The sequence below is a fragment of the Bartonella sp. HY328 genome, assembly GCF_025449335.1.
In the GTDB taxonomy this organism is placed as follows: domain Bacteria; phylum Pseudomonadota; class Alphaproteobacteria; order Rhizobiales; family Rhizobiaceae; genus HY038.
Window position 1 is genome coordinate 166,162 of the sequence record NZ_CP104883.1, and the last position, 20,212, is coordinate 186,373.

At 39.4% G+C, this 20,212-nt stretch carries 18 protein-coding genes; 11 read left to right on the forward strand and 7 right to left on the reverse strand.

Annotation, left to right across the window (positions count from 1 at the left end; translation table 11 throughout):
- Nucleotides 1-188 precede the first annotated feature (188 nt).
- Nucleotides 189-845, reverse strand: coding sequence for a peptide-methionine (S)-S-oxide reductase MsrA (gene msrA / locus N5852_RS00625; protein WP_262098440.1), 657 nt, complete (start codon nt 843-845; stop codon nt 189-191).
- Nucleotides 846-1,022: 177 nt separating this feature from the next.
- Nucleotides 1,023-1,835, reverse strand: coding sequence for a pyrroline-5-carboxylate reductase (proC, locus tag N5852_RS00630; RefSeq protein WP_262098442.1), 813 nt, complete (start codon nt 1,833-1,835; stop codon nt 1,023-1,025).
- A 384-nt stretch (nt 1,836-2,219) separates the two neighbouring features.
- On the opposite strand from proC, the gene N5852_RS00635 reads away from it, so the two are divergent.
- Complete coding sequence (locus tag N5852_RS00635) at nt 2,220-3,122, forward strand: bifunctional methylenetetrahydrofolate dehydrogenase/methenyltetrahydrofolate cyclohydrolase (RefSeq protein WP_262098444.1); 903 nt, start codon at nt 2,220-2,222, stop codon at nt 3,120-3,122.
- A 92-nt stretch (nt 3,123-3,214) separates the two neighbouring features.
- Here N5852_RS00635 and N5852_RS00640 read toward each other — a convergent pair whose 3' ends face one another.
- Nucleotides 3,215-4,282: a hypothetical protein gene (locus tag N5852_RS00640; protein WP_262098445.1), complete on the reverse strand. Its 1,068-nt coding sequence runs from the start codon at nt 4,280-4,282 to the stop codon at nt 3,215-3,217.
- Nucleotides 4,283-4,785: 503 nt separating this feature from the next.
- On the opposite strand from N5852_RS00640, the gene N5852_RS00645 reads away from it, so the two are divergent.
- From N5852_RS00645 to N5852_RS00660, 4 genes are all read left to right on the forward strand, one after another.
- Complete coding sequence (locus N5852_RS00645; RefSeq protein WP_262098447.1) at nt 4,786-5,889, forward strand: extracellular solute-binding protein; 1,104 nt, start codon at nt 4,786-4,788, stop codon at nt 5,887-5,889.
- Between the two features lie 201 nt (nt 5,890-6,090).
- Nucleotides 6,091-7,170: an ABC transporter ATP-binding protein gene (locus tag N5852_RS00650; protein ID WP_262098448.1), complete on the forward strand. Its 1,080-nt coding sequence runs from the start codon at nt 6,091-6,093 to the stop codon at nt 7,168-7,170.
- A gap of 16 nt (nt 7,171-7,186) precedes the next feature.
- Nucleotides 7,187-8,092: an ABC transporter permease gene (locus tag N5852_RS00655; RefSeq protein WP_262098450.1), complete on the forward strand. Its 906-nt coding sequence runs from the start codon at nt 7,187-7,189 to the stop codon at nt 8,090-8,092.
- A 1-nt stretch (nt 8,093) separates the two neighbouring features.
- Nucleotides 8,094-8,894: an ABC transporter permease gene (locus N5852_RS00660; protein ID WP_262098451.1), complete on the forward strand. Its 801-nt coding sequence runs from the start codon at nt 8,094-8,096 to the stop codon at nt 8,892-8,894.
- A gap of 64 nt (nt 8,895-8,958) precedes the next feature.
- On the opposite strand, the gene N5852_RS00665 is transcribed toward N5852_RS00660, so the two are convergent.
- Nucleotides 8,959-9,249, reverse strand: a complete 291-nt coding sequence (locus N5852_RS00665; protein WP_262098452.1) for a hypothetical protein — start codon at nt 9,247-9,249, stop codon at nt 8,959-8,961.
- Nucleotides 9,250-10,111: 862 nt separating this feature from the next.
- On the opposite strand from N5852_RS00665, the gene N5852_RS00670 reads away from it, so the two are divergent.
- From N5852_RS00670 to N5852_RS00680, 3 genes are all read left to right on the forward strand, one after another.
- Nucleotides 10,112-12,283 (forward strand): TonB-dependent hemoglobin/transferrin/lactoferrin family receptor, encoded by a 2,172-nt coding sequence (locus tag N5852_RS00670; protein WP_262098453.1) that lies wholly within the window; start codon nt 10,112-10,114, stop codon nt 12,281-12,283.
- A gap of 63 nt (nt 12,284-12,346) precedes the next feature.
- A complete protein-coding gene (locus N5852_RS00675; RefSeq protein WP_262098454.1) occupies nt 12,347-13,258 on the forward strand; it encodes a ChuX/HutX family heme-like substrate-binding protein in 912 nt (303 codons plus the stop codon).
- Nucleotides 13,255-14,157 (forward strand): heme/hemin ABC transporter substrate-binding protein, encoded by a 903-nt coding sequence (locus N5852_RS00680; protein WP_262098456.1) that lies wholly within the window; start codon nt 13,255-13,257, stop codon nt 14,155-14,157. The genes N5852_RS00675 and N5852_RS00680 overlap by 4 nt, the downstream gene beginning before the upstream one ends.
- Nucleotides 14,158-14,239: 82 nt before the next feature.
- On the opposite strand, the gene N5852_RS00685 is transcribed toward N5852_RS00680, so the two are convergent.
- Together N5852_RS00685 and alr are read right to left on the reverse strand one after the other, a co-directional pair.
- The gene (locus tag N5852_RS00685) at nt 14,240-15,493 is read right to left on the reverse strand and encodes a D-amino acid dehydrogenase (protein WP_262098458.1); all 1,254 of its coding nucleotides are present in this window, start codon (nt 15,491-15,493) and stop codon (nt 14,240-14,242) included.
- A gap of 123 nt (nt 15,494-15,616) precedes the next feature.
- Nucleotides 15,617-16,726: an alanine racemase gene (alr, locus tag N5852_RS00690; protein WP_262099791.1), complete on the reverse strand. Its 1,110-nt coding sequence runs from the start codon at nt 16,724-16,726 to the stop codon at nt 15,617-15,619.
- Nucleotides 16,727-16,927: 201 nt separating this feature from the next.
- Between alr and N5852_RS00695 the strand changes: the two genes are divergently transcribed.
- The 3 genes from N5852_RS00695 (at nt 16,928) to thpR (ending at nt 19,055) form a co-directional block, all read left to right on the forward strand.
- A complete protein-coding gene (locus N5852_RS00695) occupies nt 16,928-17,392 on the forward strand; it encodes an Lrp/AsnC family transcriptional regulator (RefSeq protein ID WP_182418164.1) in 465 nt (154 codons plus the stop codon).
- Nucleotides 17,393-17,488: 96 nt separating this feature from the next.
- Complete coding sequence (locus tag N5852_RS00700) at nt 17,489-18,103, forward strand: hypothetical protein (protein ID WP_262098459.1); 615 nt, start codon at nt 17,489-17,491, stop codon at nt 18,101-18,103.
- Nucleotides 18,104-18,485: 382 nt separating this feature from the next.
- Nucleotides 18,486-19,055 carry an RNA 2',3'-cyclic phosphodiesterase gene (thpR, locus tag N5852_RS00705; protein WP_262098460.1) on the forward strand — a complete coding sequence of 190 codons (570 nt, stop codon included), beginning with the start codon at nt 18,486-18,488 and terminating at the stop codon, nt 19,053-19,055.
- Between the two features lie 70 nt (nt 19,056-19,125).
- Here the strand turns inward: thpR and N5852_RS00710 are convergent, their stop codons facing one another.
- The gene (locus N5852_RS00710) at nt 19,126-20,151 is read right to left on the reverse strand and encodes a serine hydrolase domain-containing protein (RefSeq protein WP_262098462.1); all 1,026 of its coding nucleotides are present in this window, start codon (nt 20,149-20,151) and stop codon (nt 19,126-19,128) included.
- Between the last annotated feature and the right edge of the window lie 61 nt (nt 20,152-20,212).

Here is a 20,212-nt window from a genome sequence, read left to right on the forward strand (position 1 = left end):
ATAAGAAGTGAAAGCCGAATTGTCAATATTTTTAAGCAAAATTGCTATAGAAATCACCCTTAAAAAAGACTTTAAGAATAATTGCAAAAGGCTTAAAGAACAATTGATTATAATAGAATTATTATAATTTTATGGCACAATAAAGGATGCGACGATAAAGGATGCAGCTAGCGGCAGGACGGATAAATTTAAGCTTTGACACCAAGACCAATGGGGCAAGATACGCCTGTACCTTGTAAGCCGCAATAGCCATTGGGATTTTTAGCTAGATATTGCTGGTGATACTCTTCAGCAAAATAATAAGGAATATGCATTTTTATCTCGGTTGCAATGTCGCCAAACCCACGCGGTTTAAGTACATCAGCGTAATTTTTGGCACTTTGTTCAACAATTGCAAGCTGGTCTTCATCATTGACATAAATCGCAGAGCGATAATTATTGCCATGATCATTACCTTGGCGCATAATTTGAGTGGGATCATGCTCTTCCCAGAAGATTTTTAAAATTTGTTCAAGGTCAATTTTGCTTTCATCATAAACCACCTCAACTACCTCTGTATGCCCCGTGCGCCCAGAACATACTTCCTCATAAGTTGGATTAGGGGTTGTTCCGCCTGCATAGCCAACACTTGTCACCACCACACCCGGCAATGACCAAAATAGCCGCTCAGCCCCCCAAAAACATCCCATACCAAGTAGAATAGTTTTTACCGGCGGTTGCCAATCATTTTTAAGCGCCACCCCATTAACAAAATGCTTATCTGCAGTGGCAATAGCATGAGACCGTCCGGGTAAAATTTCGCTACCCTGCGGCATTTTAGACTTATCAAAACCAAATAGTGCCATGAAACGCTCCATAAACTTCGTATTTGTACTAAATGGTAAACGGCCGATAAAAAATAAAGTACCAGTTGAATGTATTTCAGCTAAATTTGATCCAGTCTAATTTAATATTGCTATAAATTTGTAAAATAGGGTGCAGTGGTTACCCAATGCACCCTTGTTATTTTTTTAGACGGAATTTTAATTGCCAAGCTCTTTAGAGCGTTCACAAGCAGCTTTTACACATTCAACAATCATATTTTCCATACGTTTATCACCCATTAAAACAGCAAGACCTGCGGCAGTTGTGCCATTAGGGCTAGTTACGCGCTCACGCAGGACCGATGGCATTTCAGGCGAACTGGCGGCCAAAATACCTGCGCCTTTTACGGTTTGGCGTGCAAGTAGCAAAGCGGTATTTTCATCAAGACCAACTTCCATACCAGCGCGTGCCAAACACTCGATCATATGAAAAACATAAGCAGGGCCAGAACCAGAAAGACCGGTGACTGCATCCATTTGATTTTCTTCGACCTTGGCGACTTCACCATTGGCATGTAAAAGCGCACGGACAAACTCTTCTTGGCCAGCATTAACATGATCATTGATGCAATAGACCAACATGCCTTCACCAATAGCGGCAGGTGTATTCGGCATTGTGCGCACTACAGCTGTTTTTTCACCAAGTAGCTCGGTAAATTTTGCAATTTTTACACCAGCCATAATGCTGACAAAGGCAGCATTACCGGCATATTTTTGGTAGGCTGGGGCAATCTTGTCAAATACCTGAGGCTTTACAGCAAAAAGCACATAAGCAACGGTGACATTTTCGCTAATCTCTTGCGCATCGCCATAAACATGAACACCAAGCTGTTGTGCGCGTTGGCGCAACTCTTCATTGGGCTCAACAACATGAATCTGGCTAGGCTTAGCCACATTTTTATGTAACCACCCCTCGACCATGGCACGCCCCATATTACCACAACCAACCAAAACAATATTATTATCGCTCATCTTATCGTCTTTCTATTTGATCCTGTTTTAAAACCGAAATTTAGATATCTTGCATCATGCTCAAAAGCGACCATAGGCTTGAAGCTGAAATAGTTCAAACATTGTTTTTATAAAAGCCAAAATGCGCCCATTTTGTCACAGATATTATAAAAGCAAGGATTTACCCTAATTTATGGCAAATAAATTCTTTTAAAAGAGTATCATCATCGTTTAACTTTGCCAGTACTTTCTATATAGATTTATAAGAGTTATAGTTTGAAAAGTGATCCAATATAGGATTATAACAATTTGGTATAAATAACGACAGGCTATTGCCGCTTGAGTGAAGGGGAAACTTCATTGTGGTAATAGGCATTAAGTAAACACACAATTGGAGCTTTACGGATGGCCGATATTATTGATGGAAAACTGTTGGCAGCACAAATTATTGAACAGATCAAACATGAAACTGGCCAATTAATGGCAAGCCATAATATCCGTCCCGGTCTTGCTGTGGTTATTGTCGGGGAAGATCCAGCAAGTGAAATCTATGTTTCTTCAAAAAGCCGCAAAGCAGAAGAATGCGGCTTTAAGTCGGTAACCCATAAGCTTGATAGCGATATTAATGAAAAAGACCTATTGCGTTTAATTACCAATTTAAATGGTGATCCAGCCATTCATGGTATTTTGGTGCAATTACCGCTGCCAAACCACATTTCAGCTGAAAAAGTAATCGAAACCATTTCACCACGCAAAGATGTTGATGGCTTCCATTATGTTAATGCGGGTAAATTGGCCATTGGTGCAATTGATGATACTTTCGTTCCATGCACACCAGCAGGCGCAATGATTATGATCCGCCGCGTCCTTGGCAATGATCTTTCTAATCTTGATGCAGTGATTGTCGGTCGGTCCAATATTGTTGGCAAACCAATGGCAAGCCTATTGCTTGCTGCCAATGCTACAACAACTATTGCTCATAGTCGCACCCATGATCTGCAAGACGTTGTGCGTAGCGGCGATATTGTCGTAGCTGCCGTTGGCAAACCAGAACTTATTAAAGGTGATTGGATTAAGCCAGGCGCAACCGTGATTGACGTTGGCATTAACCGCATTGATGCACCAGAAAAAGGCGAAGGTAAAACCCGCATAGTCGGCGATGTCGAGTTTGATAGTGCAAGCCAAGTCGCAGGGGCTATTACGCCAGTTCCAGGCGGGGTAGGGCCAATGACCATTGCCATGCTTATGGCCAATACCCTTAAAGCTGCTTGCCTATCTGTTGGTGTTGCCGCTCCACAATTTGATTGATTTAACTTAGCTTGAGCATTTTACCGTTTTCATAATGGATCAATGCTCAAGCTCATTAAATGGCTTTGCTCAGCAGACAGGCTTTTTAAAAATCAATCGAGATTTTTTAAAATTTTAAAAATTCGCAATTTATATATAAATAAATCAGCAGGATCTATATCCTCACTAGCCGAAAAAATACGTAGCTCACTGCGCCAATAAAGCTCTTTATCTTTAACTGCTGAAGATAACGCAGCTAATAAAGCGGGTTTAAATGATATATAGTAACGGGGATTTCGGGCAATATCGAGCGCAAATGGATTTTCACTTTGAACATAAGACGCTATCTTTTTATACGATGCCTCTTGTTTAAAAAAAGCAATGGCGGCTAAAGTGCCCTCATATTCAGGAGTTGAACAATAATAAAGACCACAATGCTTGAATTGGTTTAAAACAGTTTCAAGTGCTTGTTCTTCACCATTTGCAAATAACTTTTTTACTGCGGCCAATGCTTTTTGGGGTAGATAATGGCGATCTTGATCTACTATCAATGCTATATCGCCAATATCAATAAATAGCTGGCTTTGTTCTTGCCATCTATCACCTTTTGCCTCCGTCATATTCAGATATTTGCGATAATCATAAACATATCCCATATGAAGTGCATAGCGATAGTAGGTTGCTAAATTATTTTTGCCGATCGTGTCAACATAACCTGATTGTAACTCATTGATTGCATATTCATCTAATTGATCAATCTTTGAGCCTAATATTTTTTTAATTTCAGGATAACTATCGGTTAACAATCCCATATAATAGGTAAAATCGTCGTCGGTTTCAAAATCATAAAAATCATTACTTAATAATTTTTGCGCTAGTTGTTGTTGATATTCTCCGCGAAAAAAATATATCCAATTATGGCTCATAACAGTATTCTTACAAGAAGAGTTTTTACTATCTACCTTAGACAATATTTTAAATAATTCGTCACGATTTAAGCTAAAAATTTTAGCTAATTTTTGTTTTAATACATCGTTAACACCATCATAATAATGCCACTGTTCGGTAATGGTTTTAAACCTCCTTTCATTATGCATAAAATTGCTATAATCAATTTCTAAAAAGACATTTTCATAGGAACAGGTAGGATCTATGACGTCCTCCTTGGCGCTTAAAAGCAAGATAGCTCCAATAAAGCTAAAAGCTAGCAAACTACAAATTATACCCCACCATGTTTTTTTTCAAAACAATAATCCCTCGATGATAATTTCATATTATTTACGAAAATAGCGGCTTTTGAAAGGCAAAAATTCACCCATATAATTAATAAAAACAAAATCTTAAGTAATTTTCTGTTTTTTTGTAATTTTTTGTTTACTTGCATTTGATCATAATGTATCGTAATTTGATCAAATAAACATGATCCATAAATTGCAGTAAAATCTGCTTCATTACAAAAAAGCGATCATGATAAAAATGGGATACTGGTCAGGGAGGTAATCTACCAGTAAATTTGCTTGTTATAATCTGCGCAGTTTACATGCAATGCGAAAAGCTATGGTTTACAAGCCTAGCAAATTCCTGCACTGTTTCTGCGAGATAATAACTGTTTTATGCTTTTGCCATTTAAATGGCTTAGCAATAGAAAAATATAATTAACAAACATAGACTTAGGGTGAACACAATGTCTGTTAAGAAATTTTTTAAAACTTGCCTCATTGCTGCAGCAGGTACTTTAATGACCCTTGGTGTAGCAGAAGCACAAAATAAAAAACTATTTATTTTTAATTTTTCCAACTATTTTGCCGATGATACAATTTCCAATTTCGTCAAACAAACGGGTATTAATACAAAACTCGATTATTTTGACACTCATGAAATGTTGGAAACACGGCTGATTACCGGTGGTAGTGGCTATGATGTCGCTTTTGCCAGCTCTCCAGTGGCAAGCCGCCTTATACCAGCGCATGCTTTACAAAAGCTTGATAAGTCGAAGCTTAAAAATTATGGCAATATTGATCCATTCTATCTAGAAATGATCAGCGCTTTTGATCCGGGCAATGAATATATGGTGCCCTATATGATCACCACAACAGGCATCGCTTATAATGTTAAAAAAATTAATGAACGGTTGCCGAATGCACCTGTTGATAGCCTTGACATGTTTTTTAAGCCGGAAATTACATCAAAATTTGCTGATTGTGGAATTGGCATCAATGATTCTCCCAATGAAATCATACCAATAGCTTTAAACTATATCGGGCTTAATCCTTATTCTACTAATAGCGAAGACCTTGCCAAAGCAAAAGAAGTTTTACTAAAATTGCGTCCCTATATTCGGCATATGCGTACTGGCCAATTGCTTGACGACATGGCATCGGGTGAAATATGCCTTGCTTTAATGTGGAATGGTGATGCTAATATCGGGGCACGACGCGCTAAAGAGGCTAATTCTGGTGCCGACGTTATTTATCGCTTGCCCAAAGAGGGTACCAGTATCACCCTTGATAATATGGTCATACCAGTAGATGCACCTGATCCAGAAGAAGCTTTAAAATTCATTGATTATATTCTGGAAGCAAAGGTAACTGCTGACATTACCAATTCGGTGTTTTTTCCTAATCCCAATGCGGCTGCAACGCCTTTTGTAACACCAGAAATACGTGATAATCCTAATCTATACCCACCAGAAGAGCTACGCAAAAAGTTTTTTGTCGATAAATTATTATCGCCTCGCGATGCGCGTCAGCGTACTCGTCTATGGACTGAGTTTAGGGCAGGGTACTAAAGCGTGATCATCAAGCAAGGTGACTGTTATTGAAAAATAAAAACTCGAGCGCCCTATACATCCAATGTAAAAAGGCGCGCTCTAGCAGGGATTAGCAGTTAATTTTAATTAGCTTTGCGTAATCTAACTAATATGAAACATATATAACAATTTGTATTTCATCTTTAATTTCGTTCTGATGAATAGTGGGGATAGTTAACCATGACTCCATGCGTTTCCATTAAAAATGTAACCAAGATCTTTGGTGCCTTTACCGCAGTGAATAGCATTAATCTTGATATTGCCGAAGGTGAATTTTTCTCACTGCTTGGACCATCAGGCTGCGGAAAATCAACTCTTTTACGCATGATTGCCGGATTTGAAATGCCAACATCGGGCACAATATCTATTGCTGGCAACGATATGACAGAGGTGGAGCCAAATAAGCGGCCAACCAATATGATGTTTCAGTCCTATGCGCTATTTCCTCATCTCACTGTTGCTAAAAATATTGCCTTTGGTTTACAGCAAGAAAAATTGCCTAAAGCTGAGATCGCGGCGCGTATTGCAGAAGTAGGTGAAAAACTAAAGCTTACCGAATTTATGGATCGTAAACCTGCAAGCCTTTCTGGTGGCCAAAAACAGCGCGTTGCTTTGGCGCGTGCATTGGTCAAACGGCCAAAAGTACTATTGCTTGATGAGCCGCTAGGGGCTTTGGATAAAAATTTGCGCACGCAAACCCAAATGGAATTAATGCGCCTGCAAAAAGAACTTGGCATTACCTTTATCATTGTTACCCATGACCAAGATGAAGCAATGACCGTTTCATCACGCATTGCTATTTTGGAAAAAGGTGAAATTATTCAAATTGGTACACCAAGCGAAATTTATGAAATGCCGCTTACTCGCTATGTCGCAAAATTTTTAGGTGAAACCAATATTATCACTGCCGATTCAGCTGAGCGGGACGAAGATTTTATCCTAATTGAAAGCTCAGAAGTTGGCGGAACAATAAAAACCGCTTATTCCGATCGCGTGGTATTAAGTGAAAAATTTTGGCTCTCCGTTCGCCCAGAAAGGGTAGAAATTGCCAAAAGCGGAACCCAAGGTGTTGAAGGCTTAGATGCCACTATTGAAACCATCACCTATACGGGCATCAAGCGCAATTACCGTATGCGTCTTGCCACGGGCAAAATCATCGACGCCATCCGCGTTAATCAAGGCATTGAAGACGACTTCGAGGTTGGCGATAAAGTCATAGCCCATTGGCAACCAGATGCTGCCCGACTATTGGCAGATTAGGCAGGAGGCTTTTATTATGATAAATCCTGATAAAAAAAGTTGGGGCGCAAGACTGCTCATCAGCATACCAGGACTTTGGTTGTTCTTATTCTTCCTTGCGCCTTTTGCTATGGTGGTGGCGATTAGTTTTTCTAGTCCTCGGGTTGGCATGCCACCTTATGATTTTTTGGTGGTGATAAAGGATGAAATTGTTTCCATTACCATCAATCTTGAAAACTTCCTTTATATTTTTTCAACCAATACCTATGTCTCTGCCGCTTGGACAAGTATTCGTATTGCGGCTATTTCCACCATTCTTACCTTATTGATTGCCTATCCGCTTGCTTATGGCATAGCAGCATGTCATCGCCGTTCGCGTAGTTTCTTAGTATTTTTAATCATTATCCCGTTTTGGAGTTCCATGCTTATTCGCGTTTACTCATGGATGATTATTTTACGCTATGAAAATGGGCTTTTGAATAATTTTCTTATGTGGCTCCATATTATAGATAAGCCGTTGGTGATCCTTAATACCGACATTGCCGTATATATTGGTATCGTCTATACTTATCTACCATTTATGGTTTTACCACTTTACTCTACCCTATCGGCGAGTGATAAAACTTTGATTGAAGCAGCACGCGATCTTGGCTGTTCAAAAATTGTAGCCTTTTGGCGTGTAACTGTGCCAATGAGCATGCCAGGGGTCATTGCCGGATGTACGTTGGTTTTCATTCCAGCCATTGGTGAATTTGTTATTCCAGAACTTTTAGGTGGCGTTAATACCAACATGATTGGTCGCGCAATTTGGTTTGAATTTTTCAATAACCGTGATTGGCCGCAAACGGCTGCTATTACAGTTGTTTTACTTGCTATCCTTATTATTCCAATAACCGCTACTCAGCTCATTCGTGCTCGGCAAACAAAAAATGGAGGGAAATAAGATGTTAAGAGCAACATGGTTTAATTATCTATCGCTTATTCTAGGCTTTTCCTTCATTTACTTGCCAATAGTTGTTTTGGTGGTTTACAGTTTTAATGCCTCAAGCCTTATTTCGATTTGGGGTGGTTTTTCCACCAAATGGTATGGTGAAGTTTTTAACAACGATTCATTACTTAGCGGTGCAAAAATAAGTTTTATTGTTGCTGGATGCTCAGCAACGGGTGCCACATTTTTAGGAACATTATCAGCTATCATCCTTAACCGCTTCAAACGATTTCGTGGTCGCAGCCTATTTAATGCAATGCTATTGTCACCAATGATCATGCCAGAAGTAGTTTTGGGTATTTCGATGCTTTTAATGTTTGTAGCGCTCGGCATTAGTCGAGGCCCGCTTACCATTATCATTGCTCACATTACTTTTACGATGTGCTTTGCCTTTGTAGTAATTCAATCGCGTTTAAGCGAGCTTGACCCATCTTTAGAAGAGGCGGCACGTGATCTTGGTTGTACACCTTTTAGCGCTTTTATTAAGGTAGCACTCCCCAATCTTACAACGGCTTTAATATCGGCGTGGCTTTTATCCTTTACGCTGTCTTTAGATGATTTGGTTATTGCTAACTTTACCTCTGGGCCGGGCGCATCAACCTTACCGATGAATATTTATTCGCAAATTAAATTTGGTGTGACGCCAGAAATTAATGCGATTTCAACCATTATTCTTGGTATTGTAACAAGTGGCCTAATCATTGCGCGATTATTAACTCGCAATTCAAAATCCGCCGCTGCTGCCGCTACGATATAAGAGTCTGTATATTGTAAGCAAAGTTACGATAATTAACCATTTTTTAAATAACTGATTATCGTAACTACATCTTAATTTCTCCTGGGGAAAGACCCACTATAAGCAGTACTCCTAAGATTAAAGGAATTGAGGCTATCGTCTCTAAAATTGATGGAGGTTTCCCCAACATTGTAGCTACTTGTTGATTTTTATCGTTTACTATTGGTCTTGTATTCTTTGCAACAGGTTTCTTTTGCTGACCTTTCTGTTTTGGCTGACTATACGCAGCCTGATAATATTCGGGCTTTTTGGTGCATGCTGTTAATAGCGATGATATAAGCAATATGCTAATTGCTATTTTTAAAAATTTAATCATTGAATTACCCCTTTAAATTGAACAATGTTCATAAAAATTACAAAAAAATACAGCGTTTTTGCATATAATTAAAATGTTCGAAATGGATGCAATCTCGTCGCAATTAAAAGCGAAGAAACCTCATTCAAAACAATAATGCTCTAGCGTTGATTAAATCCTAATGATTTAAACTGAAGTTCAACCGGTTCAGACTTTGCCTATAAAGCTTAACCAATTTAAGATGTTAGTATCATATACAATTGCAACGCCGCAGCAAAAAGATGAGTTTCATGGATGCTTTCCAATTTTTAAAAAAAGCATTTTTTAAAGTCATTTAAGCCGGTTTTCAAAATTAAGTTAAAACTGATTTGAACGACCATTAGCAAAAAATCTTTACCCCCCCTTTAATTGAACATCGTTCATTTTTGCAAAAAAAGCAAGCGGTATTTTTGAATAATTGATAATCCAAGATATTTGAGTTAATGTGGGATAATTATAGTGGAAAAACTAAAATAGGCACATGAGTTTAAACTCACGGTCAATAAACGCCTGCCTCTAACCCGATAGACGCTTAAACTTAAATTGCTACGTTTATGGTTGCAAATTACCAATCAATTTTAACTACACCTAACAGCCATGTTGCGCCACGAAGAAAATCCTTCTTTTTGTAATGATACTATCTTTCAATCAAATTTACGTTATTAATAACTTGACTTATAAACTCATGTTTGCTAGCGAGATATAAATCTACTTACATTGATATATTATAATAAAATAATTCAAAATAAAATTTGTGGTTATTTTAATATAAAAAAATTTTATGTAAGAAAAATTATATACAATATTATTGATATATAAATGTACAAGAAAATGGAAATTCCAGATGAAAAGTAAAAATCAGCTTTTAAAAACTTTAATGTTAACTTCAACTGTTTTTTGCCTTCATTACACCGCGGCAAATGCGCAAAGCGTAGAACATGAACATTTAGATACGGTGGTAATTCAAGCTGATAATAATCCAAATAATAAGGATATATTGGTTGACAAAATTTCAGCCAAAGAGATAAGCGCTAAACAAGTGGACAATGTCCGTGATATTTCTCGCTTGGACCCATTGATTAATTATAACCGCCAAAATAATAGTTTTAACATTCGTGGTCTTGATAGTAATCGCGTTTTAACTACTATCGATGGTATTCCAATGCCGTGGTTAAACGACATTTCTCGCGGTGTTCGCGGTGGTCCATCATCTTTTGATTTTGGTGCATTAACCTCGCTTGATATTGGTCGCGGTTCTGATTCAAGTCTTTATGGCTCGGGTGTTTTAGGCGGCATTGTCATGCTGCAAACCATCAATCCCGAAGATCTTATTAAAAACAATAAAAACTGGGGGTCCATCACCAAGGGGGCATATGACTCATCGGATAATAGCTGGCATATAAACCAAGCCTTTGCAGTTAAGGCGCAAAATACATATGTTATGTTGCAAGGCGGATATGTTGACGGCAAGCAGCGCCGCAATAATGGCGAAGGCGGCGGCTATGGCACGGCACGCGTTCTTGAAAATCCCGAAAATTACGATCAAAATAATCTTCTATTTAAGCTTCACCACTATATTAATCCCAATCATAAAATTGGTTTTACTGCTGAACGCTTTAGATCAGATCGTAATATTGATGTTTACAACCAATCAACTGTTACCTATCAGGCTGGTACTGCCGAGCAAGAACAGAAAAATCGTCGTGATCGTTTTTCATTATCTTATGATTATTATGGTGATGGTCAACAATTACTTGACCGCTTTGCAACGGTTTTCTATTGGCAAAACCAAGAAAACAATATTGAATCTCATGCTCAACGCCTTGTGGTGCCGAAGGGAGATTTTAAGCGAAATAATGAAATCAAGGATGAAAGTTACGGCTTTAGTTTAAGGGGCGAAAAGAAGATTGAAACCGGCACAATAAGCCATAATTTCCGCTTTTTGGCCGATGGTTCATCATCAAAATTCCAACAATATGCTAGCGGAAGTGATAGTTGTCCACCACCACCCCATACTGGTATTTATTTGCAATGTCGGATGCTGCACACCAACCAATCTGACGCGCCAGACACCAAAAGCAAAAGCTTTGGCTTTTCTATAGAAGATGAAATCGGCTTTTTTGATAATCGGTTACGGCTTACCCCCAGTGGACGCTTTGACTGGTATGAGCATAATCCGCAAAAAACGGCTAGCTTTGAAGTTAATCCATCCTTTAAAGGCTATCCTGAAAAAAACAACGCATCACGATTCTCGCCAAAGCTGCGGGCGGAGTGGCAAGCCAATCATGAATTAATGTTTTATGCGCAATGGGCACAAAGTTTTCGTGCGCCAAGTGTAACAGAACTTTATCTTGATTATACCAATCCTGGCATTTATCACGTTATCGGTAACTCTGCCCTAAAAGCAGAAACAGGCAATGGTTATGACATTGGATTAAAATACGGCAATGAAACTCTAAATGGCTCCCTTGGTTTATTCACCAATCGCTATAAGAATTTTATTGATTATATAGAATTGGCGCCAACGCGTGAATATATTCGTGGGCAACGCGCCTATATTAATAAATCACGAGTGAAAATTTCCGGTATAGAAGCAAAAGGCCAATGGCAGATCACCCATAATTGGCAGGCAAATCTTGCCCTCACTTATATGGAAGGTAAAGACACCGAAACCGGCGAATATTTAAATTCCATTCCACCATTTAAAGCCGTTTCCAGTATTGCATATCAACAGGAGAGTTGGGGCGCAGAATTATTTATGACTGCAGCTGCAAAACGCGACAAGGTCGCCGCTAATTCACAATTTGCAGTTGTACCAGGATTTGCAGTCTTTGACATGACAGCATGGTGGCGCCCAATTGGTGAAAAGGGGCCAAGATTACAAGCTGGAATTTATAATATTTTTGATAAAACTTATTGGAATAGTGTCGAAATGCCCGCCCTTTCAAACTTTAAGAAAGACTATTATAGCGAGCCAGGCCGTAACTTTAAAATTTCTTTTGTACAAGAATTTTAATTTTACAAGAATTGACTAAGGCTAAAAATATTTGTTTTTATCAAAGTTAGGCAAAACCAAATTATGGATCAAAAAACAGCACAAGCACTGGTTTCACGCTTTGAAGCTTCAGTTGTAACATCAAAGGGATTCATTCGTGAGCGTGATTTTGCCAAACAAAATGGTATAACTGAAGCAGATATTTTTAACGCCTATAGTATTATCTCTCAATTTGAAGAATTTGTCCCCAATCTTGATTTGCTTCTTCCAACGCTCAGCCAATTGGGGCCAATCATGATTATCACACGCAATGATTATGCAGTCCACCAATTGCGCGGTTGTTTTGACGGTTTTGATGATCAGCATGGGGTTATCACAACCTATGGCGATATAAATTTGTCACTTTCAAAAAATCAATGTCATCGGATGTTTTTTAAAACCAAAATCATCGATGATCAAACTTATTCTTGTTTGGCCATATTTGATAATCAAGGGGTTGCAGTATTAAAGCTATTTGAACAACCAAATTCTAATCATCAAGCATGGCAAGATTTAATTAAAGCTTTGCGAAGCAATAAAACCTTGCCAAGCAAACCTTCGGTCGGTGAAATAAACAATAATCAACCAAAACAATCAATAGAAGACAAACAGGTCACTTATGAATTTTTAAAATCTTTAATAGAATTTGCAATTCAAAAAGGCCTTAAATTTCATTGCAATGTATGCAATCAAAGCTGCTGTCAAAGCTTTAGCGGTATCATCCATAATTTTAAAATTATAAAAACATGGTTTAATATTATGGATGGCAGTTTTAACCTTCATCTAGATATCAGCCAATGCCAATTAAGCGTCAAAAAAGATAATAAGAGATTATTCTTAAATGCTAAAAGCAGCGATAATGACGAAGCATGTGAAATAAGCTTGGATTTGACCGATGTATCGGTCGAAGACTATTTTGATGAGATTACCAACCAATATGGGATGAGCAAACAATGATGAAATATTTATTACGCATTGTTTTACTGCTATCGGCTTTTTTAACTCTTCACGTCAATTTGGCAAACAGTGCCGAACTTGCTCAGCTAAGCGAACCTTCAATAAATGAAAAGCCAGTAAATAAAAAGCTAGCAAATGAAAGGCTTGTGGTTATTGGTTCAGGCCTTATTGAGACAATTTTTGCCTTAGGCGCTGGCGACAACATTATTGGTCGTGATACCGCTTCAACCTATCCAGAACAAGCAAAAGCGATTGCTGATATTGGCTTTATGCGCGCCTTGCCGCCAGAAAACATCTTATCGCTTAATCCGCAAAAAATTATTATGTCAAAGGGAAGTGGGCCAGCGACATCAGTTGAGCTTTTAAAAAAATCATCGGTCCCACTTATCATTATTGACGAGGAATTTTCGCAAAAAAGCGTTACACAAAAAATTCAAGAGCTCGGACAATATTTAAACAGACAAAATGAAGCCAAGGCACTCACAGAAAGCGTTAATCATCAGTTTGATGAATTAACGAAATACGTCAATAAAATTGAACAAAAAAAACGTGTTTTGTTTATCATGTCTATTCGCAATGGCCGTATCATGGCAGCTGGACAAAACACCGGCGCAAATGGCATGATTAATTTAGCTGGCGGTATTAATCCAGTTCAATATGACGGCTATAAATTGATTAATGATGAGGCAATCATTGAGCTTGCCCCTGATGTTATTTTAACGATGAACTATAATGGCATGGCGGTAACAAATGAAGAAATATTATCGGTGCCCGCATTGCGTTCAACTCCAGCCGGCAAAAGCCAAGCTTTTTTTAGCATGGAAGCCCTTTATTTGATGAATTTTGGCCCAAGAACTGCAAAGGCAGCTCTTGAACTGTCTAAAAAAATCTATCCCTAACAGCTTAATGATATAGGATTGTTGGAAAAGCCATTTTAGCTTTTTCCAACAAAAGTAGATTTAAAATCTTAGCTTATTAATTTTAAGCATAGCGTGAAATATCAAGCCCATTTGGGTCAATTTCAGGCCTATTACCACTGATAATATCAGCTAAGAATTTGCCACTGCCTGTTGACATTGTCCATCCTAGCGTGCCGTGGCCGGAATTCAAATAAAGCCCTTTAAATGGCGTTGCACCAAGAATTGGCACGCTATCAGGCGTAACTGGGCGGCGACCAGACCATAATTCACTTTGCGAAGAATCCCCAGCGCCTGGAAACATTAAATGCAGGGCTTCTTGCAATGTATTACGCCGCGCCTCTTTATAGGTGAGATTATAATTAGAAACCTCTGCCATGCCGCCAACACGAATGCGGTCCCCAAGCCGCGTAACGGCCACCTTGTAAATATCGTCAATAACCGTTGATACAGGTGCTTTTGCCTCATCAATAATCGGCACGGTAATCGAATAGCCCTTTACCGGACAAATTGGCGCATAAAGACCAAGCGGCTTTAATAAAAACGGCGTAAACGACCCAAGGGCCACTAAAACCGCATCAGCAGTAATACGCCCCTTCGATGTTTGGGCACCAATCACCCTATCACCATCACGCAATAGGGAATGGATATCGGTATTAAATAAAAACTCAACACCTTTTTCTTGGCAAAGCTTGGCCAATTTTTCAGTAAAAATTTTGCAATCACCGGTTTCATCATCGGGCGTGCGCAAACCACCAATAATTTTATCACTAAGACTTGATAAGCCAGGTTCAACGCCAATGCAGCCCTTAGCATCTAGCATTTCAAAATTAACGCCATCAGCACGTAAAACATCAATATCCTTTTGCACTGCTTCTAATTGATGAGCATCACGAAAAAGCTGAATAGTTCCGCGCATACGTTCATCATAATGGATATTAGTTTCCTCGCGCAATTCTTTAAGACATAAAGCGCTATAATCTGAAACGCGGATCATCAAGGCTTTGTTTTTTTTATATTTTTCTTCACTACAATTACCTAACATGGCAAAAAGCCAGCGGATCATCGCAAGATTAAGGTGGGGATGAATAATTAATGGCGAGTTTTTGCGAAACATCCATTTCATTGCCTTAAGCGGCAAACCGGGCGCTGCCCATGGCGTTGTATAACCAAAAGACACCTGACCTGCATTGGCAAAACTTGTTTCCTCTGCCGGTGCGCTTTCACGGTCAATAATTGTTACCTCATGGCCAAGCTTGGTAAGATACCAAGCTGAGGTAACACCAATAACACCACTTCCCAAAATAAGAACTTTCATAATTATTTCCCCTTTTATATCTTGCTGCATTTATAACTATGACAGTCAAAATAAGTTTTTATGATCTATAGGAGGAACAAAAGAACATTTTGGCAAAAGGTGAATTAATTTTTGCCAAATGCTCTAGCTTGAAATATAACGACGCTCATAACGCCGCCCAAGTGACGTTAATATTTCATAAGGAATGGTTCCTGCATCCCTTGCTACTTCATCTATGGTTTGATGTTTGCCAATAAGCTCGACATAATCACCGCGTTTTAATTTCCCCTCCGGCAAATCAGTTATATCTATAGTCATCGAATCCATTGAAACTCGGCCAATAATTGGTAAACGGATGCCGCTAAAATAAGCGGCGCTTTTGTCGCCAAGGCAGCGATGCCAACCATCAGCATAACCAACGGCAATCGTTGCCAAACGACTAGGGCGAGTGGTGATAAAAGTACCACCATAACCAACCCGCACGCCTTCACCTACCAAGCGTTGCTGAATAACGCAGGCTTCAAGACTAACCACAGGGCGCAAAAACTTACCCGTTTCCCCCATGGGATCAATGCCATATAATGCAAGCCCCGGACGCACCAATTGAAAGCGAAAATCAGGCCCTAAAAATGTGCCGCCGGAATTAGCCAAAGCAACCGGCGTTTTAGGCAAACGCTCAAGCATCGCTTTCAGGCGGTTTAATTGGTCGAAATTGACAAGACTTTCAGGCTCATCGGCGCAAGCCAAATGGCTAATAATGAATTTTATATCGGCATATTCAAATATTTCTGGATTATCCGCTAAAATTTCAAATTCAAGCTCATCTAGTCCAAGCCGGCTCATACCGGTATCAAGCTGCAAAAGGGCTGGAAGTCTTTTCTTGCGCTTTTGGCATAGTGCCTGCCATTCCAAAACGGAGTCGAGCGAATTTAACACCGGCAAAATACCGCGTTCGGCAGCTATGGGTGCAAAACCCGGTTGAATATCATTAAGGACGGCAATCTGGGCATCACTTGGCAAAATCGATTGCAATTCAATCGCTTCATTGGCTTGCGCCACAAAAAACATACGCGCCCCAGCACGATAAAGCGGCGGCGCAATAATATCAACACCAACACCATAGGCATTGGCTTTCACAACTGCCGAAACTTTGGCCGGATAAGCTTGCCGGACCAAAATCCGGTAGTTATGAACCAGCGCATTGAGATCAATGGTTAAAACTCCCCCCGCAGAGAGCTCCATCAACTCATCCATATCTGCCGCTGATTGATCAAATTCTAATTCTGTGCCCATAACTATCCTGCCTGACCGTTGCCAGACCATTATCTTCATGAGCACCATGCCCTAAACAAATAATAGCCCAACCTTATTCGAATGTTGTGTTTAAATATAAAATATTATACGAATTATGCATCAATATTATTAGAAACTGCGAAAAACAAAAAGATAATTGTCATGTTTCATCTCGATGCCATTGATCGTAATATAATTAGAGCATTAAGGCGAGATGGACGCATGACCAATGCCCGTATTGCTCAAGAGGTTGGTTTGTCAGCTTCTGCCTGCTTGCGCCGCGTACAAATATTAGAAGAAACAGGGGTTATACGCGGCTATACTGCCATTATTGGTGAAGTTGGCAATGACGAAGGCCTTAATATTATTGTTCAAATCACTCTTGAACGCCAAAGTGAAGAATTCTTACAAAAATTTGAAAACGCTGTTCGCCGCCATCCAGAAATAAAGGAATGTTACCTAATGGCAGGTAGCGCCGATTATTGGCTACGGGCAGAGGCGGAAAATGCCGCCGCTTATGAAATCATCCATAAGCAAATATTGTCACGCTTGCCGGGGGTTATGCACATTCAATCTAGTTTTTCGATAAGATCGGTATTGACGCAAAGACAATCATCTCAATATTGAGTAAAAACTATCGGCTGCGTCAATAGAGGTGATAGTATTTTGTTCGCATTTGGGGTACTGACTGATAGATCTTAAGCCTTTGCGGAACAATATCTCATGAGCGATACATTTAAACCATCTAATAAACTGTCAGACCTTAAAGTCCCCAATGACAAGCGTAAGCTGCAGGATATGGTCAAAAAAGCCAATCAGACCGTTACCATTAATGAAGGTGGTGTTATGATTCCTGCGGCATTTTTGATGTTTGGTATCGCTATTATATCGCTCGCTATACAAGAATTTTTAATCGGCAAGGTTTTAAGCGTTATTTTTTTGGTGGGCTTTGCCATTGTGCTCTTTACCTTGTTTACCCGCGCATTGTTACGCCGCCGCACGCCTTTTTTCGTTCTGACCCCGCAAGGGCTTGAAACCAGTGTTTTTCAAACGCCATTGCCATGGCGCGGTATAACAGATTTTCAAATTAATGCGACAAAATCCAATGCCTTTAATATAACTGTAGTTATGGAATTTGACATTGATGAAAAATATTTACCCGCTTTAAATAAAAAATGCCGCCCTGCGTCCTATTATGATGAAAAGCGTAAAATGCTTAAAGTTTCAGGCCTTAATTTTCGCCTTGATATGGGGCGCGATAAATTAAATGATTTAATTAATGATTATCGTTTAGCCGCCCTTGCAGAGCAAAAATTAACAATGCGCAAGTTTAACTAGCTTGTTATCAAAGCAATATTGCGGCTAAATACGCCAATATTGAACAAAAAAATGACATGTTTTGCCGCTATTTTTATAGTATCTTTCTTTATGCGCCCACCAAACGATGAGTGACGGCGATTTATCTACATATATGTAACATCCAACTGTTAGACAGCATATTTCATTGTAAAACATGATAGGGCTGCACCTTTTATCTATATGATACCTACTATATTGACTATCTTATCCACAGCCATACTTTATTTTGTCATATTAATGCGCAATTTTAAGCCATCCGATTTGAAAACCCGATTAGCGATGCGGATGTCGAGCAAAATATCGACCAAAATGTCCATAAGCGAGGTCTTCAACTCTTTGGATTTGTGATAAGGAGATGACAATGCCACGTCTTTTTACAGCTCTTGAAGTTCCCCATAATATTGCTTCTTCTTTATCGCTTGTGCGCGGTGGTTTACCCGGTGCCCGTTGGCTTGAAAATGGCGACCTTCATATCACTTTAAATTTCTTTGGCGATGTTGAAGCCCATATAGCTGATGAAATTGTTCATGCCCTTGATCGGGTAGAATTGCCATGTTTTAACCTTCGTTTACGCGGACTTGACGTGTTTACCCGCAAGAAACCAAGTACACTTTATGCGGGACTTGAAGCGAACCCTGCTTTAATGACCTTGCACGAAACCATAGGACGTAAATTGCGCCATCTGCCATTAGAGCGTAATAAGCGCAGTTTTACTCCCCATATTACCCTTGCCCATGTGCGGCAAAGCAAAATTCATGATCTTATTAAATATTTGACCGAACGCGGTGGCTTTTTAACCGACACATTTGAAGCCAAGCGCTTTGTGTTAATGTCATCGCGAGAACTGGTGGGTGGTGGCCCTTATATTATTGAAGAAAGCTGGCCATTACACCAAAGTGTCATGGCTGTAAAAGCGGCTACTGCCTTGTAAACACTAAACTCAAATGCCAATTTTTAACCCAATAGCGCCAATCTTAATTGATTGGCGCTTTTCTATTTTGTTATTGGCTAATCACAACGCGGGTAATAAGCGCCTGTAAATGTAGCGCATAGGCATTATCAAGCACCGAGCGATTAGGATCAGAGGTTACAACCACCGTTAGCGCCTTATCGGGTACAACAAAAATCATTTGTCCGCCATAGCCCCATGCATAATAGATTGGTACGCCGCCAGCACCGGAAATAAACCAACAATAACCATAGCCATGACCAGTAAAAATAGAATTGGTGCGCTTGACCCAAGATTGCGCGATCCAATCTGCGCTTATTAATTGCGTCCCATCGCTAAGCCTTCCCTTATTGCGATAAATCTCACCAAAGGCGGCCATTGAATGCGGTGTCATGGCCATTTCATTGCCACCAATAGCAATGCCTTGTTGGTCCTTTTGCCAATTGGTGATTTTAAATTCACGGCAGGGCGAAAACCATTTTGCTGCAAGCACGTCAGTAGGTGTGCCGCTTGCCTTCATCAGTATCGCTGATAAAAGATGGGTGGAACCAGTTGAATAAAGCATGCCGTCATTCGGACGGCCAATAAAGGGTTGCGCAAGGATAAAAGCAACCTTATCACGAGCCTTGGCAAATTGCCCATATTTAGGGCCAGATAGCGGCGCAAGTCCAGATTGCATCGATAATAAATCACCGATAGTTATATTATAAAGCTGACGATTGGCATTCCTAGGAAACTTGTTTTCCAAAAAATCGGCAATTTTCTGGTCGGTATCATTAATAATATTCTTATCAATTGCCATACCAATAAGAGCTGAAACAACTGACTTTGAAGCCGATTTTATATTGGTTGGTTTATTGACACTTGCGCCATTAAAACCTGCCTCATAAATATTAGAACCTTGTTCATAAATTACTATAGTCCGGATAGCTTCAAGGTTAGAATAGTCCTTTATGATTTTACTAAGCTTTTCTTTTTTATAAGTTAATATATTTTTCGAAAAGCTATGAACACTGCTCAAAATCAACGATGAACTTGCAAGGCCAGTTATAAAGCCGCGCCGATGAAGTGGTTTCATCTATCCCCCTTAAAATTATCGCGTATATTTATTGATAAAGCATGGAATAAATAATGCATAG

Bases quoted from the DNA above. Each gene is read 5' to 3' on its own strand.
- N5852_RS00650 (WP_262098448.1), top strand. From the start codon at position 6,091: ATGACTCCATGCGTTTCCATTAAAAATGTAACCAAGATCTTTGGTGCC.
- N5852_RS00645 (WP_262098447.1), top strand. From the start codon at position 4,786: ATGTCTGTTAAGAAATTTTTTAAAACTTGCCTCATTGCTGCAGCAGGT.
- N5852_RS00635 (WP_262098444.1), top strand. From the start codon at position 2,220: ATGGCCGATATTATTGATGGAAAACTGTTGGCAGCACAAATTATTGAA.
- N5852_RS00710 (WP_262098462.1), bottom strand. From the start codon at position 20,151: ATGAAACCACTTCATCGGCGCGGCTTTATAACTGGCCTTGCAAGTTCA.
- alr (WP_262099791.1), bottom strand. From the start codon at position 16,726: ATGGATGAGTTGATGGAGCTCTCTGCGGGGGGAGTTTTAACCATTGAT.
- N5852_RS00665 (WP_262098452.1), bottom strand. From the start codon at position 9,249: ATGATTAAATTTTTAAAAATAGCAATTAGCATATTGCTTATATCATCG.
- N5852_RS00670 (WP_262098453.1), top strand. From the start codon at position 10,112: ATGAAAAGTAAAAATCAGCTTTTAAAAACTTTAATGTTAACTTCAACT.
- proC (WP_262098442.1), bottom strand. From the start codon at position 1,835: ATGAGCGATAATAATATTGTTTTGGTTGGTTGTGGTAATATGGGGCGT.
- N5852_RS00675 (WP_262098454.1), top strand. From the start codon at position 12,347: ATGGATCAAAAAACAGCACAAGCACTGGTTTCACGCTTTGAAGCTTCA.
- N5852_RS00695 (WP_182418164.1), top strand. From the start codon at position 16,928: ATGTTTCATCTCGATGCCATTGATCGTAATATAATTAGAGCATTAAGG.
- N5852_RS00655 (WP_262098450.1), top strand. From the start codon at position 7,187: ATGATAAATCCTGATAAAAAAAGTTGGGGCGCAAGACTGCTCATCAGC.
- thpR (WP_262098460.1), top strand. From the start codon at position 18,486: ATGCCACGTCTTTTTACAGCTCTTGAAGTTCCCCATAATATTGCTTCT.
- N5852_RS00700 (WP_262098459.1), top strand. From the start codon at position 17,489: ATGAGCGATACATTTAAACCATCTAATAAACTGTCAGACCTTAAAGTC.
- N5852_RS00660 (WP_262098451.1), top strand. From the start codon at position 8,094: ATGTTAAGAGCAACATGGTTTAATTATCTATCGCTTATTCTAGGCTTT.
- N5852_RS00680 (WP_262098456.1), top strand. From the start codon at position 13,255: ATGATGAAATATTTATTACGCATTGTTTTACTGCTATCGGCTTTTTTA.
- msrA (WP_262098440.1), bottom strand. From the start codon at position 845: ATGGCACTATTTGGTTTTGATAAGTCTAAAATGCCGCAGGGTAGCGAA.
- N5852_RS00685 (WP_262098458.1), bottom strand. From the start codon at position 15,493: ATGAAAGTTCTTATTTTGGGAAGTGGTGTTATTGGTGTTACCTCAGCT.